Here is a 12,357-nt window from a genome sequence, read left to right as displayed (position 1 = left end):
GGTCCGCCGTCTTCGCCGGGTCGATCTGGTTGAAGCGCTTGGCAGCCGTCTCCAGCCAGGCCTTGACACCGGTGCCGCTGACCTTCACCGCGTAGATGGTGTTGGGGTAGAGGTAGAGATCCGCGGCATTGTTGATGGCGAGGTTGCCGGACTGCACGTCCGTGAAGTCATTGCCGCCGCCGAAGCCGCTCTTGAACGGCGCCGACACCGACAGCACCGGCAGCGAGGCCAGCGCCGGCAGGTTGGCGGCGATATAGTCCTTCACGTAGGCGGCCTGCGCCTGGTTGACGATCTGGATCGCGCCGGGATCGCCCACGTCGGCGAAGTACGTGCTCATGCGGTAGTCGGTGGTGCCGATCGGCGTCTTCACGTAGGCGATGGTGGCCTGGTGCTCGGCCTCGACCGCCGCCGCCACGGTGGCATCGGGCGCCACATAGCTCTTGTCGGCGTTCTGGATCGAGCGCGCCTCCGCCGTGGTGGCGCTCTTGTCGACCACCCAGCGGGTGCCGTCATGCGCCAGCTGCAGCTTGATCACGCCAAGGCGGCGGCCCCAGTAGTCGGCCATCACGGTGGGCACGCCGTTGACGGTGCCGCGCACCTTGTCCACGCCGGGCAGGTTGAACTGCGCCACCGTGCTGGTGGCGTCCGGGAAGACCTGGTGCGAGTGGCCGATCAGCATGGCGTCTACGCCGGCTACCCTGGCAAGATGCCAGCTGCCGTTCTCCATCGCGGGTGAGTAGGCGGAGGCATCGAGCCCGCCGTGGGAGATCACCACCACCAGGTCGGCGCCCTTGGCGCGCATCTCGGGCACGAACTTCTCGGCGGTTTCCTTCACGCCTTCGGTGTAGACCTTGCCGTCGAGCCAGCGCTTGTCCCAGCTCATGATGGCCGGCGGCGCGAAGCCGATGATGCCGACCTTGACCGGCACCGTGACGGCCTTGCCGTCGGGGCCCGTGGCGGTGATCTGGCGGGTGATGATGGTGTAAGGCTGGAACAGCGGCGCGCGCGTGCGCACGCTGTACACGTTGGYCAGCACCTGCGGGAAGGCCGGGCCGGCGCACGGCGTCTGCACGGTCGGGTCCGGCAAGCCGTCGACGTTGAAGCGGTTGCCCGTGACCTGGTTCAGGTAGCCCAGCCCGTAGTTGAATTCGTGGTTGCCGATGCCGCCGCCGTCGAACTTCGCGGCGTTCATCACCTTGTACATGGCCAGCGTGTCGCCGCACTTGAGCGGGTTGACCTGGGCCTGGTAGTCCGCCAGCGCCGTGCCCTGGATGGTGTCGCCATTGTCCAGCAGCAGCGTGTTGGGAAATTCGGTGCGGGCCTGCTTGATCAGGGTCGCCACGCGCTCGAAGCCGAAAGATTTGTCCTCGGCCAGCTTGAAGTAGTCGTAGCTGCGCACATTGGTGTGCAGGTCGGTGGTTTCCAGCAGGGCCAGCGTGGCCTTGGTGCCAGCCGTGACGCTGCCGCCCTGCGGCGTGGCGCCCGTGCCGGCGGGGCTATCGTCGGAGCCGCAGGCGGCCAGCAGCGCGGTGGCGGCCACGGCGGCGGCTATGGCGGAAAGCCTGGAGACACCGGAGATCCGGGACGAAGCGATGACGGCACACGCTCGCGTGGCGACGGTCGGACTGCTGGTCATTTGTGGCTCCCTTCTTTCTTGTTGTGCCTGGAGCCGGACATTGTCCCGAGCGCAAATGGCAGCAGAGTGACGCGCGCATTACGCCGCTGTGACGGCGGGCGCGGACCGGAGCGAACCATTCACGATGCCCAGTCCTGACAGAACGTGTCATTGACGCCGCGTTATATACCGTCATATATTGCGCTTTTGGCAGGCGGCATTTGCCTGCCTGGCCTGCTATCCAACCGTCGCCACCACCATGCCCATGCAACTGCCCGCCACCCCGCTGCCTGCCCAGTCCCGCCTCCCGCGCGGCGCCCGCCGCACCGCCTCGCTGGCGGCCGGCCTGCTGCTGTCCGCCACGCTGGCGCTGTCCGCGCCCGCCGCCTTCGGCGCCGACCTGGTGGTATCCGCCGCGGCCAGCCTGACCAATGCCTTCAAGTCGCTCGCGGAATCCTACGAACGCGCCCACCCGCAGACCAAGGTGGTGCTCAATTTCGGCGCTTCCGACGTATTGATGCAGCAGATCGTCAATGGCGCGCCGGCCGACGTGTTTGCCTCGGCCGACCAGGACGCGATGAACAAGGCCGTGACCGAGCGCGTGGTGCAGCCCGCCTCGCGCCGCGATTTCGCCGCCAACCAGCTCGCGCTGATCCTGCCGGCGGACAGCAAGCTGGAAGTCAGCAAGCTGCAGGACCTGGGCCGCCCCGAATTCAAGCGGGTGGCTTTCGGCAACCCGGCATCGGTGCCGGTGGGCCGCTATACCAAGGGCGCACTGGAAGCGGCCGGCGTGTGGGATGCCGTGTCGGCCAAGGGCGTGATGGCGCAGAACGTGCGCCAGAGCCTGGACTACGTGGCGCGCGGCGAGGTGGATGCCGGCTTCGTGTTCGCCACCGATGCGGCCATCATGCCGGAGAAGGTCAAGGTGGCGCTGCGGGTGGCGACGCGCCAGCCGGTGACCTATCCGATCGCCGTCACTGCGAATTCGAAGCAGCCAGCGGAAGCCGCGGCGTTCCTCAGCTATGTGCTGTCGCCGGAAGGCCAGGCGGTGCTGGCCAAGTACGGATTCCTCAAGCCTTGAACCCTGAACCCTCGCGCGCCGCCGTCAACCCGAACTCACTGCACCGCCTGCCCGGCCTCGCCGGCGGGCGTCAATCCCGATGACCACCCTGGAAGCTGTCTGGGTACCGCTCTCGCTGTCGCTGAAGGTGGCAGGCTGGGCGACGGTGCTCAATGCCGTGCTCGGCGTGGGCGCGGCGTTTGCGCTGTCGCGCTGGCAATCGGCCGCGCGCGACGTGGTGGACGCCCTGCTGACGCTGCCGCTGGTGCTGCCGCCCACCGTGCTCGGCTACTACCTGCTGGTGCTGGTCGGGCGCCGTGGCGTCTTCGGCGAATGGCTCGGACGGCTCGGCATCGAACTGGTCTTTACCTGGCAAGGCGCGGTGGTGGCCTCCACCATCGTGGCGTTCCCGCTGGTGCTGAAGTCGGCGCGCGCCGCCTTCGAAGGCGTGGACGCCCAGCTTGAAGACGCCGCGCGCGTGCTCGGCACGCCGGAGGCCGGCATCTTCTTTCGCGTGACCTTGCCGCTGGCATCGCGCGGCATCATTGCCGGGGTGCTGCTGGCCTTCGCCCGCGCGCTGGGAGAATTCGGCGCGACGCTGATGGTGGCGGGCAACCTGCCCGGCCGCACGCAGACCTTGTCCGTTGCCATCTACGAGGCCGTGCAGGCCGGCGACGACAACACCGCCAACCTGCTGGTGCTGGTCACCTCTGTCACCTGCGTGGTGCTGCTGGTGGCTGCCGGCCGGCTGGTGCCGCCCACGCGCAAGGCGTTCCGGTAGATCCGCCATGACCATGCAAGTCACCGTACGCAAGCAGCTCGGTTCAGCGGACCGCCATTTCGCGCTGGATATCGCGTTTGACTCGGACAGCCGGCGCATCGCCCTGTTCGGGCCCTCGGGCGCCGGCAAGAGCCTGACGCTGCGGGCCATCGCCGGGTTGCTGACACCGGACAGCGGCCGCATCGTACTGAACGGCCGCACGCTGTTCGACAGCGAGGCACGCATCAATGTGCGCCCGCAGGAGCGGCGCGTGGCCTATCTGTTCCAGGACTACGCCCTGTTCCCGCATCTGACTGTCGCGCAGAACATCGCCTTCGGGCTGGCGCGCGGCTGGCGCAACCCGCGCCGCGGTGCCAGCCACCCGGAAGCCCGGCGCTGGATCGATGCCTTCGGCCTGGGCGCGATTACGGACAACTACCCCGGCGAAATCTCCGGTGGCCAGAAGCAGCGTGCCGCGCTGGCGCGCGCGCTGGTGGCGCAGCCGGATATCGTGCTGCTGGATGAACCCTTCTCCGCGCTGGACCCGGCGCTGCGCGTGCGCATGCGCGCCGAGCTGCGCGCGCTGCAGGCCAACCTGGAAGTACCGATGCTGGTGATCTCGCACGACCCCGACGACGTGGAAGCGCTCGGCGACCACGTGCTGGAAGTGCGCGAAGGCCGGATCTTCGGTGCGGCCCCGGTCAAGGGGCATCCGCAGGTGTACGCGCCGGCTTCCGCGCACGTCGTCTGAACGCGCCGGCGCGCGCGGCTAGTTCCCCGCGGCGGCCGCGCGCAGCAGATCCACGTAGGCCGTCTCGATCAATTGCCCTTGTGCGACGCCCAGCTTGCCCAGCAGCGCATGTGCCTCGGCCACGCCGGCTTCGGCGGGTTCCCCGTCCGCCAGCACCACCTCCAGTTCCAGAAAATCCCCCAGCCCCTCCACGCGGTCCAGATGCACCCGCGTGCGGCCCACCAGGAACAAGGCGCGGGCCTTGCGCACGCGCCCGTTCTCGCCCCAGGCCGCGGCCAGCGCCGCGCGCAGGGTGTCAGGCTCGGCGGCCGGCGAAATGATGTAGTGGCTCTCCTTCGGCCCGGCCTGGTCGGCACGCGCGTAGAAGATCAGCTGGCCCTCGCCGGACGGGAAGGCACGCAGCTTGAGCCGGCCGTTGGGACAGGCAAAAAAGGTATCGTCCTGCAAGATCAGCTCGGGGCCATGGTCGGCCAGCGGCGCCACCAGGGGCACCAGCGCCTCCAGGCTGGCGATATGCGCTTTGATCTCTATGTTTCTCGGCATGCGGTATTTCCGGTACGGGCGCTGTATGCCGCTCAGGACAACAGCAGCCTGGCGGCAATCACCCACATGGTAATGCCGATGACAATCTCCAGCACGCGCCATGCGGATGGTCTGGCGAACACCGGCCGGAGCAAGGCCGCGCCATAGCCGAGCGCGAAGAAGAAGAGGAAGGAGGCCACCACGGCGCCCGCCGCGAAGGCTTGCGTGTGGCCCGCGAACTGGGTCGATACGGAACCGATCAGCATCACCGTGTCGAGGTAGACATGGGGGTTGAGCCAGGTCAGCGCCAGGCATACCGCCAGCGTGGCAGCCAGCGGCCTGGGCTCGGCTTCGCTGGGCGCGAGTACGCCGGACGTACGCCACGCCGTCCAGAAACTGCGCGCGCCGTACCACAGCAGGAAAGCCGCGCCGCCGTAGCGCATGGCGTCGCCCAGCCRGGGCAGCTTGCGCATCAGCACCGAAAACCCCGACACGCCCATCAGGATCAGCGCGGCATCGGACATGGCGCACACCAGGCAAACCCAGAATACATGCTCGCGGCGCAGGCCCTGGCGCAGCACGAAGGCATTCTGCGAACCGATGGCAAGGATCAGCGACAGGCCGAGGCTAAACCCCGCAATGGCAGCGTCCATGCTCAACCCCTCGCAGCGGCCACCAGGCCCGACATCGGCAGCGTCATTTCCTCCGGGAACTGCGTGCATCCGCCGGCGCGGAAGAAGGCCGCCTGGGCGCCCTTGTGGCTGTTGTGGGCTACCGAGGAGGTATTCCACGGCAACCGGTTTGCTTCGTGCAGATTCCTGTGCATCGTTGGTTTGTTTATTGTGCTTTTGATGTTTCTGGTTTTCTTGCGTCGGCTGGCTGCCGCGTGGTCTTCACGCGGCAGCCCGGCTATCCTTGCGGGCATGCACACACCATCCTCAAGCCCGCAGATCCGGCGCGCCGGCCCGTCCGATGCCCTGGCCGTCGCCACCATCCTCACCGAAACCTATCTCACCACGTGGCAGCCGCAGCTCACGCCCGAGGCGGCAATGCGCTTCGCCCAGGGCGACAAGATCGGCGATTATGTCCGTAGCCGGCTGGCAGGGTTCCACCTCGCCTGCGTGGACGGCACGGTGGCCGGCATGGTGGACTGGGAGAACGACTTCGTCTGGGCGCTGCATGTGTCGCCACGCTGGCAGGCACGCGGACTGGGCAGCGCGCTGCTGGCGCACGCGGAAGCCGCGATGGCAGCGGCGGGTCATCGGCAGGCCAGGCTCGAGACGGATGCATTCAACGTGGGGAGCCGTGCCTTCTACCAGCGCCACGGCTATGCCGAGGTGGAATTCTACCCCGACGAAAGCTGGCACAGCGGCTTCACCACAGTACTGCTGAGCAAGCCGCTGGATCCCGCCTGACGCGCGCAGGGCTCAGCCCATGATGCCGAGAATCACGCTCGACGCCTTGAAGATGGCAAGCGCGCGGCTGCCATCGGACAGCCCCAGCGCGCTAACGCTCTCGTTGGTGACGACGGCCACCACGGTGCCGCCGCCGTCCAGTTCAAGCGCCACCTCGGCATTGACGGCGCCAGGCAGCACCCGGCTCACCGCGCCCGGCAACTGGTTGCGCGCCGACAGCCGCAGCGTGGGGTCGGGCAGCCCGAGCAGGACCGATGAAGCCTTGATCAGGGCAAAGGCTTCGATGCCTGGCGCGAGGCCCAGCGTCTCCACGCTCTCATGGGTGATGGTGGCAACCACCTGCTGGCCGCCCGCGAGCGCCAGCGTGACCTCGTCGTTGACGGCACCGCCGCGGATCGCCGCGACGGTGCCGAACAGCTTGTTGCGGGCACTCGTCCTGACCATGAAGCGCCGCATCAGGTGCAGGTCATCCTGCGCGGTCTCGCCGAGGTGGCCAAGGTGGGCGATAAAGCGCTGGTGCTCCTGCTCCAGCGCGCGGTAGGTGCGGATCAGGCTGGCGGCGCGCTCCGTGAGCACCGTGCCGCCACCGCCCTTGCCACCGGCTGCGCGCACCACCAGCGGCTCGCCGGCGCTGTTGTTCATCGCGTCGATGGCGTCCCAGGCGGCCTTGTAGCTCAGGCCGACCGCCTTGGCCGCCGCCGTGATCGAGCCATGCTCGCCGATCGCGGCCAGCAGGGCGATACGCTCGCGGCCACCCCAGTCCTGGGAGCCTGAGCGGAACCAGATCGCACCGTCGAGTTCGAGCATGCGGGAGAGCGCTACCCCGTGGGAGCGCAGCAGAGTGGCAGAAGCCGCTAATCTTAATGCAAAGGCCCGCGGGCGGCGCCAGGCGGCGTTCTGCGTCAGCCCTGGTGGGCGGGGATGTACCAGCGCATCATGCTGCCGGCGAAATACTGGCGATCGAGCTGGCGCAGCAGGCGCCACGCGGTAAAGGGATCGACATCCAGGTTGACCCAGGCCCACGGATGATCCGGATCGCCCTCGCGCACCAGCTCCACGGACTTGACCGGCGCGTAGGGCGCCAGCTTGTCGCGCAGCATCTGTTCGGTCACATCGCGGTGGAGGCCCCGGATGAGTACCTTCATGTCTGGCTCCAGATATGAGGCAGCGCGCACGTGGCGGGCGGCACAGGCCTCCGTTGTTTAGCTCATTGTAGGCGGCCCGTGGCAGGTCGTGGCCAGCCCACGGGGCATTGGTCCGGCCGGCGCCTCAGCCCATGATGTGCACGCCGCCGTCGACGTAGACCGTGTTGCCGGAAATCCGCCGCGCGTAGGGCGTGGCGAGGTAGGCGGTGGCAAAGCCCACATCCATGATGTCGACCAGCTCGCCCACCGGGGCCCGGCCCGCGGCGTCCGCCAGCAATTGCCCGAAATCCTTGAGACCGGATGCAGCGCGGGTCTTTAGCGGTCCCGGCGAGATGGCGTGCACGCGAATGCCGCGCGGACCCAGTTCGTGCGCCAGGTAGCGGCACGAAGCCTCTAGCGCGGCCTTGACCGGCCCCATCAGGTTGTAGTTGGGCACCACCCGGTTGGCGCCCTCGTAGCTCATCGCGAACAGGCTGCCGCCCGCGCTCATCAGCGGCGCCGCGCGCCGGGCCAGGCGCACGAAGGAATGGCAGGACACATCCATGGCGCGCGCGAAGCCGTCTGCGGACGAGTTCAGCAATCCGCCCTGCAGGTCGGCCTTGGGCGCGAAGGCGATCGAGTGCACCATCGCGTCAAGCCGGCCCCATTGCTGCGCGATGCGCTCGAACAGTGCCTGCTCCTGCGCGGCGACCTCCACGTCGAGCGGCATCAGGATCGTCGCGCCCACCGCTTCGGCAAGCGGCGCCACATGCGGATAGGCCTTGTCGTTGAGATAGGTGATCGCCAGTTCGGCGCCCAGTTCGCGAAAAGCCCGCGCGCAGCCCCACGCGATGGACTCGGCATTGGCCACGCCGACCACCAGCACGCGCGCGCCCAGCAATGGAGGATTGGGTACTTGCACCATGATGTCCCTCGCTCTCAGTCAATGCGCGCCACCGGCGCTGGCTTAACTTCCCTTTTTGCCGCCGCGCCGCGGCAAGGCCTTGACGGTTCTTGCCGGCCTGGCGGCGCCGGCCGCGCCGGCGCTTGCCTTGCGCGCACGTGCCGCGGCCTCGGGCGATGCCGGCTTGCGCACCGCGCGCGGGGCTGCGACTGCTGCCGGATCCTCCGGCGCAAGCGGCAAAGCCGGAGAAACCGGGGAAGCAACGGGCGCCACGGCGGGCGCGGCCTCCGCCGCCGCCTGYCGCAGCGTATGGTCGGTGCCCATCACGCTCGCCACCTCGCGATAGCGTGCCAGGCGGCCGCCATCGAGCGGTCCGGCTACGGTAAGGATGCGGTGGATCGCCATCATGATGCGATGGCGCTGCGTGCTGTCCGGCACCAGGAGCGGCAACGCGGCCACCGCGCGCCCGGCATCGAGGCCGACGATAAAGCTCTGCCGCCTGACCGCGGCCTTGACCGTGGCAATGTCCGGTTGCTGCTGCAGGTGCTCGCGCGCCATCTGCCGCATGAGGTTGAACGGACGCTCCTCGATACTGGCGTTTTCGTCCGCCACATAGGCCAGGATGCGCATGAAGGCGTCCAGCGCAGTGCCCTGCGCAATCCCGGCTTCCGCCTCATGGATGCGCCGCGCGGCCAGTTCCTGTCGCAGCGCCGCGCTCAGCGGCGGCGGGCCGCGCTTTTCGGCGCCCGGCGAGAAGCCGACCAGCGCGGAGAGCCACGGCGACTGGTAGAGCGCTTCGAAGGTCTGCTCGTAAAGGGCATCGCGCTGGTCGCGCCAGGCGTCGAGCGTGCGCACGATGGTGTCGGAGACCGCACGCTCCAGCGTGACGAAGGGATTGTCCGGCGCCACCGGCTGCCGAGCCTCGCGCACCGCCGGGGCGAAGGCGGCGAGCCACGCCATCCACGGATTCGCGTCCGACACCAGCGAGCGCTCGAGACGGGCCGGATGCATCTGCCGCATGGTGTACGCGCCCAGTTCGTTGGACATGGCCTGCATCGCCGGCGAGGCGAACGTGTCGTAGAGGCGCTGGTTGATCTCGGCCACGCGCCGCACCACCTCGAAGGGGCGCTCGTCGTCGCGCCCATCGTCCAGCGCCAGGATATCGTCGATGGTACGGCGCTCGAAGCGCATCAGGTAGCGCCCTTCGATCAGATCCAGGTGCGAGGTGCCGGGCGCGATGTCCTCGATGCGCGCTTCGTACAGGCCGGGCGGCAGCACATCGATCAGGTCGAGCGCGGAGAACAGCTCCGTGTGCTCGCGGTTGGCCACGCCGGCCGAGACGAAGATGCCGAGATGCCCGACCTTCTCGTGCAGGCAGTAGACGATGACCTGGTCGTTGGCGACGATCTCGTCGACGCTGGCGTAGAGATCGGGAATCCAGTTCAGCGCCTGCTGCGGCGGCGTGATGTTGTCTCCCCAGGAGGCAAAGACCACGATGGGCGAGCGCACATTGCGCAGGTCCACCGCGACGCTGCCGTCCGCGCTGCGCACCTCGCCGGCGGTGAGATGATTGCCGACGAACAGGTTCTGCACGATCCAGTCGATCTCGGCGCGGTTGAGCAGGAAGTGGCCGCCCCACCAGCGCTCGAACTCCAGGAAGCGCTCGCGCTCGGTATCGACCCGCGCGTAGACGTCGTAGAGCTTTTTCCAGTAGGTGTTGGACGGATTGAGCTGCTCGAAATTCTGTACCAGCCACGCCCCGTCGAAACGGCCGTTGCCCAGATCGGCGGTAAAGGACGACAGCCACGAACCGCCCAGCAGGCCACCGCTATAGCGCATCGGGTTGCGCCCGCGCACGCCGGACCAGTAGGCCAGCGGCGACCCCGCCAGCAGGATCGGCCCGACCAGGTCGGGCGCGGCGGCCGCGAGCATCATCAGTGCCCAGCCGCCCTGGCAGTTGCCGATCACGAACGGCTTGCCCTGCGCCCGCGGGTGGCGCTCGGCCACGGTGAGCAGGAACAGGGCCTCCGCGCGCGCCACGCATTCGATGGTCTGGCCGGGGCATGGCACGGGGAAAAAGGTGACAAAGTAGCAGGGATGGCCGCTGCGCAGCGCGATGCCGATCTCGCTGTCGATCTTGAAGCCACCGATGCCGGGACCATGTCCGGCGCGCGGGTCGATCACCACGAAGGGCCGCTTGGTGTCGTCGGTGGCCATGCCCGGCGGCGGCAGGATGCGCAGCAAGGCGTAGTTGGCGGGCTGCTCCAGCGTGCGCCCGTCGATCACCACCTCGTGCTCGAAGACCAGCACCGGCGGCATGCCTTCGCGTTCGTGCTCGAAAGTCTGGTTGCCGCGCTCGCGCAGGATATCGAGCAACAGGATGGCGCGCTGCCAGGCATCGAGCGTGTAGGAAAACGCATCGGACAAGAGCGGCGGCATGTCGCTGGCGGACGGCAACTGGCCGGCGGCAGCGGTGCCGGATTGGGTGGCGGGTACACGTGCGTTCACTCGGCTTCCCCTCTTCGGTGTGGCGTTGGAGGCAGGCAATTCCAGCGCGGCGGCATGGAATTGCTGCCATGCAGCACGACGCAATCTACCAGTCCTCACCCAGCTTGACAACCCGCTGCATGGGCGGATCGGTAGTGCCATGACCCAACACAAGCCGCGACGCAGCTGTCACCGTGCTGCCGGAAACATGGCCTATACTTGGCTTTGTTTTTGCGCGACGCAGCATGTCCGCCGCGCCGCTGCACCGCAACCCGACGCACTGGAAAGCCGATGACCCAGACTCTCGACAAGTACGCCGTCCTGCTGTCCCGCTGCCAAGACCTGCCAGCCATTCCCACCGCGGTGGCGCATCCCTGCGACGCCTCGTCGCTCGGCGGCGCGCTGGAGGCCGCGCGCCTCGGCCTGATCGTGCCGCTGCTGGTCGGGCCCCAGGCCCGCATCCGCCAGGTAGCTGACGCCAACGCGCTGGACCTGGGCGACGCCGTGCTGATCGACGCGCCACACAGCCACGCCGCCGCCGCGCGCGCCGTCGCGGCAATACGCGCCGGCGAGGCGGAGCTGCTGATGAAGGGCAGCCTGCACACCGACGAACTGCTGCAGGAAGTCACCGCCGCGGCAACGGGGCTGCGGACCGGCCGCCGCCTCTCGCATGTCTTTGCGATGGACGTGCCGACCTATCACAAGCCGCTGTTCATCACCGACGCCGCGGTCAATATCTTTCCCAACCTCAACGACAAGGCCGATATCTGCCGCAACGCGATCGACCTGCTGCGCGTGCTGGACATCGAGCGGCCCAAGGTGGCGATCCTGTCGGCGGTGGAAACCGTGACCGACAAGATCCCCTCCACCATCGACGCTGCCGCGCTGTGCATGATGAGCCGGCGCGGCCAGATCGAAGGCGGCATCCTCGATGGCCCGCTGGCCTTCGACAATGCCATCAGCCGCGAAGCCGCCGTTACCAAGGGCATCGTCTCCGAGGTGGCGGGCGACCCCGACATCCTGCTGGTGCCCGATCTCGAAGCCGGCAATATGCTGGCCAAGCAGCTCACCTTCCTGGCCGGCGCCGAGGCGGCCGGCATCGTGCTGGGCGCGCGCGTGCCGATCATCCTCACCAGCCGCGCCGACACCGTGCGCGCGCGCATCGCCAGTTGCGCGATTGCCGTGCTGCTGGCGCATGCGCGCCGCACCGTCGGGACGCCCACGGCGATCTGAGCGTCCAACCATTCCTTTGCACAGGAGATGCCCGCGTGAGTGTCACCCACCCCACCATCCTGGTCGTCAACGCCGGCTCGTCGAGCGTCAAGGTCTCCGTCTATGCGGTGCCCGATGCCGCGCACGCCAACACCGACATCAACCCGGTGCTCAGCGCGCACGGGCAGATCGAAGGCATCGGCGTCTCGCCCCGCCTGACCGCGAAGATGGCGGACGGCCGCGTGGTAGCCGACGAACGCTTCCCGGTGGACCAGGTCGCCGATCACGACGCGGCCTTCCGCCTGATCCGGCTGGTGCTCAGCATCGGCCTGCGCGACGCGCCGCCAGTGGCGATCGGCCATCGCGTGGTCCACGGCGGCGCGGATTTTTCCGCGGCGGTGAAGATCGATGACGAAGTGATCGGCAAGCTCGAAGCGCTGGTGYCGCTGGCGCCGCTGCATCAACCGCACAACCTGACGGCGATCCGCGCGGTGCGCGCCGCCGCGC

General features: G+C 68.3%; 12 protein-coding genes and 2 pseudogenes. 6 read left to right on the top strand and 8 right to left on the bottom strand.

The features are described 5' to 3' along the window. A partial coding sequence (locus AC1DKD_RS32040) for a bifunctional 2',3'-cyclic-nucleotide 2'-phosphodiesterase/3'-nucleotidase (RefSeq protein WP_477144148.1) occupies positions 1-1,636 on the bottom strand: 1,636 nt, incomplete at its 3' end. A gap of 244 nt (positions 1,637-1,880) precedes the next feature. On the opposite strand from AC1DKD_RS32040, the gene modA reads away from it, so the two are divergent. The 3 genes from modA (at position 1,881) to AC1DKD_RS32025 (ending at position 4,186) form a co-directional block, all read left to right on the top strand. Next, positions 1,881-2,696 carry a molybdate ABC transporter substrate-binding protein gene (gene modA, locus AC1DKD_RS32035; protein WP_441626574.1) on the top strand — a complete coding sequence of 272 codons (816 nt, stop codon included), beginning with the start codon at positions 1,881-1,883 and terminating at the stop codon, positions 2,694-2,696. Positions 2,697-2,784: 88 nt separating this feature from the next. Beyond that, positions 2,785-3,456: a molybdate ABC transporter permease subunit gene (gene modB, locus AC1DKD_RS32030; RefSeq protein ID WP_441626577.1), complete on the top strand. Its 672-nt coding sequence runs from the start codon at positions 2,785-2,787 to the stop codon at positions 3,454-3,456. 7 nt (positions 3,457-3,463) lie between these two features. Beyond that, positions 3,464-4,186, top strand: coding sequence for an ATP-binding cassette domain-containing protein (locus tag AC1DKD_RS32025; protein ID WP_441626511.1), 723 nt, complete (start codon positions 3,464-3,466; stop codon positions 4,184-4,186). An 18-nt stretch (positions 4,187-4,204) separates the two neighbouring features. On the opposite strand, the gene AC1DKD_RS32020 is transcribed toward AC1DKD_RS32025, so the two are convergent. The 3 genes and pseudogenes from AC1DKD_RS32020 to AC1DKD_RS32010 all read right to left on the bottom strand — a co-directional run. Beyond that, positions 4,205-4,729, bottom strand: a complete 525-nt coding sequence (locus AC1DKD_RS32020) for a class IV adenylate cyclase (protein WP_441626513.1) — start codon at positions 4,727-4,729, stop codon at positions 4,205-4,207. A 32-nt stretch (positions 4,730-4,761) separates the two neighbouring features. Then, the gene (locus tag AC1DKD_RS32015; protein WP_477144147.1) at positions 4,762-5,361 is read right to left on the bottom strand and encodes a LysE/ArgO family amino acid transporter; all 600 of its coding nucleotides are present in this window, start codon (positions 5,359-5,361) and stop codon (positions 4,762-4,764) included. A gap of 38 nt (positions 5,362-5,399) precedes the next feature. Next, positions 5,400-5,534: pseudogene (locus tag AC1DKD_RS32010) on the bottom strand (SAM-dependent methyltransferase); the annotation flags it as partial. Between the two features lie 97 nt (positions 5,535-5,631). Between AC1DKD_RS32010 and AC1DKD_RS32005 the strand changes: the two are divergent. Then, positions 5,632-6,123, top strand: coding sequence for a GNAT family N-acetyltransferase (locus AC1DKD_RS32005; protein WP_441626517.1), 492 nt, complete (start codon positions 5,632-5,634; stop codon positions 6,121-6,123). Positions 6,124-6,135: 12 nt separating this feature from the next. Here AC1DKD_RS32005 and AC1DKD_RS32000 read toward each other — a convergent pair whose 3' ends face one another. From AC1DKD_RS32000 to AC1DKD_RS31985, 4 genes are all read right to left on the bottom strand, one after another. Further along, complete coding sequence (locus tag AC1DKD_RS32000; RefSeq protein WP_441626519.1) at positions 6,136-6,930, bottom strand: TOBE domain-containing protein; 795 nt, start codon at positions 6,928-6,930, stop codon at positions 6,136-6,138. Between the two features lie 95 nt (positions 6,931-7,025). After that, positions 7,026-7,268 carry an RNA recognition motif domain-containing protein gene (locus tag AC1DKD_RS31995; RefSeq protein ID WP_441626521.1) on the bottom strand — a complete coding sequence of 81 codons (243 nt, stop codon included), beginning with the start codon at positions 7,266-7,268 and terminating at the stop codon, positions 7,026-7,028. 124 nt (positions 7,269-7,392) lie between these two features. Further along, entirely contained in the window at positions 7,393-8,172 is a 780-nt protein-coding gene (fabI, locus tag AC1DKD_RS31990) for an enoyl-ACP reductase FabI (protein WP_441626523.1), read from the bottom strand. Positions 8,173-8,214: 42 nt separating this feature from the next. Continuing rightward, positions 8,215-10,659, bottom strand: coding sequence for a DUF3141 domain-containing protein (locus AC1DKD_RS31985; RefSeq protein ID WP_441626525.1), 2,445 nt, complete (start codon positions 10,657-10,659; stop codon positions 8,215-8,217). Between the two features lie 270 nt (positions 10,660-10,929). On the opposite strand from AC1DKD_RS31985, the gene AC1DKD_RS31980 reads away from it, so the two are divergent. Both AC1DKD_RS31980 and AC1DKD_RS31975 read left to right on the top strand, forming a co-directional pair. Further along, positions 10,930-11,871 carry a phosphate acetyltransferase gene (locus AC1DKD_RS31980; RefSeq protein ID WP_441626527.1) on the top strand — a complete coding sequence of 314 codons (942 nt, stop codon included), beginning with the start codon at positions 10,930-10,932 and terminating at the stop codon, positions 11,869-11,871. 35 nt (positions 11,872-11,906) lie between these two features. After that, positions 11,907-12,357 (top strand): annotated as a pseudogene (locus AC1DKD_RS31975) (acetate/propionate family kinase); the annotation flags it as partial.

Source organism: Cupriavidus sp. 05T313 (assembly GCF_056396665.1).
This window is presented reverse-complemented; position numbering and strand designations above follow the sequence as displayed.

Excerpts from the sequence above, each read along its gene's own strand:
- modA (WP_441626574.1), top strand. The coding sequence starts at position 1,881 with ATGCAACTGCCCGCCACCCCGCTGCCTGCCCAGTCCCGCCTCCCGCGC.
- AC1DKD_RS32025 (WP_441626511.1), top strand. The coding sequence starts at position 3,464 with ATGACCATGCAAGTCACCGTACGCAAGCAGCTCGGTTCAGCGGACCGC.
- AC1DKD_RS32020 (WP_441626513.1), bottom strand. The coding sequence starts at position 4,729 with ATGCCGAGAAACATAGAGATCAAAGCGCATATCGCCAGCCTGGAGGCG.
- AC1DKD_RS32005 (WP_441626517.1), top strand. The coding sequence starts at position 5,632 with ATGCACACACCATCCTCAAGCCCGCAGATCCGGCGCGCCGGCCCGTCC.
- AC1DKD_RS32000 (WP_441626519.1), bottom strand. The coding sequence starts at position 6,930 with ATGCTCGAACTCGACGGTGCGATCTGGTTCCGCTCAGGCTCCCAGGAC.
- AC1DKD_RS31995 (WP_441626521.1), bottom strand. The coding sequence starts at position 7,268 with ATGAAGGTACTCATCCGGGGCCTCCACCGCGATGTGACCGAACAGATG.
- fabI (WP_441626523.1), bottom strand. The coding sequence starts at position 8,172 with ATGGTGCAAGTACCCAATCCTCCATTGCTGGGCGCGCGCGTGCTGGTG.
- AC1DKD_RS31980 (WP_441626527.1), top strand. The coding sequence starts at position 10,930 with ATGACCCAGACTCTCGACAAGTACGCCGTCCTGCTGTCCCGCTGCCAA.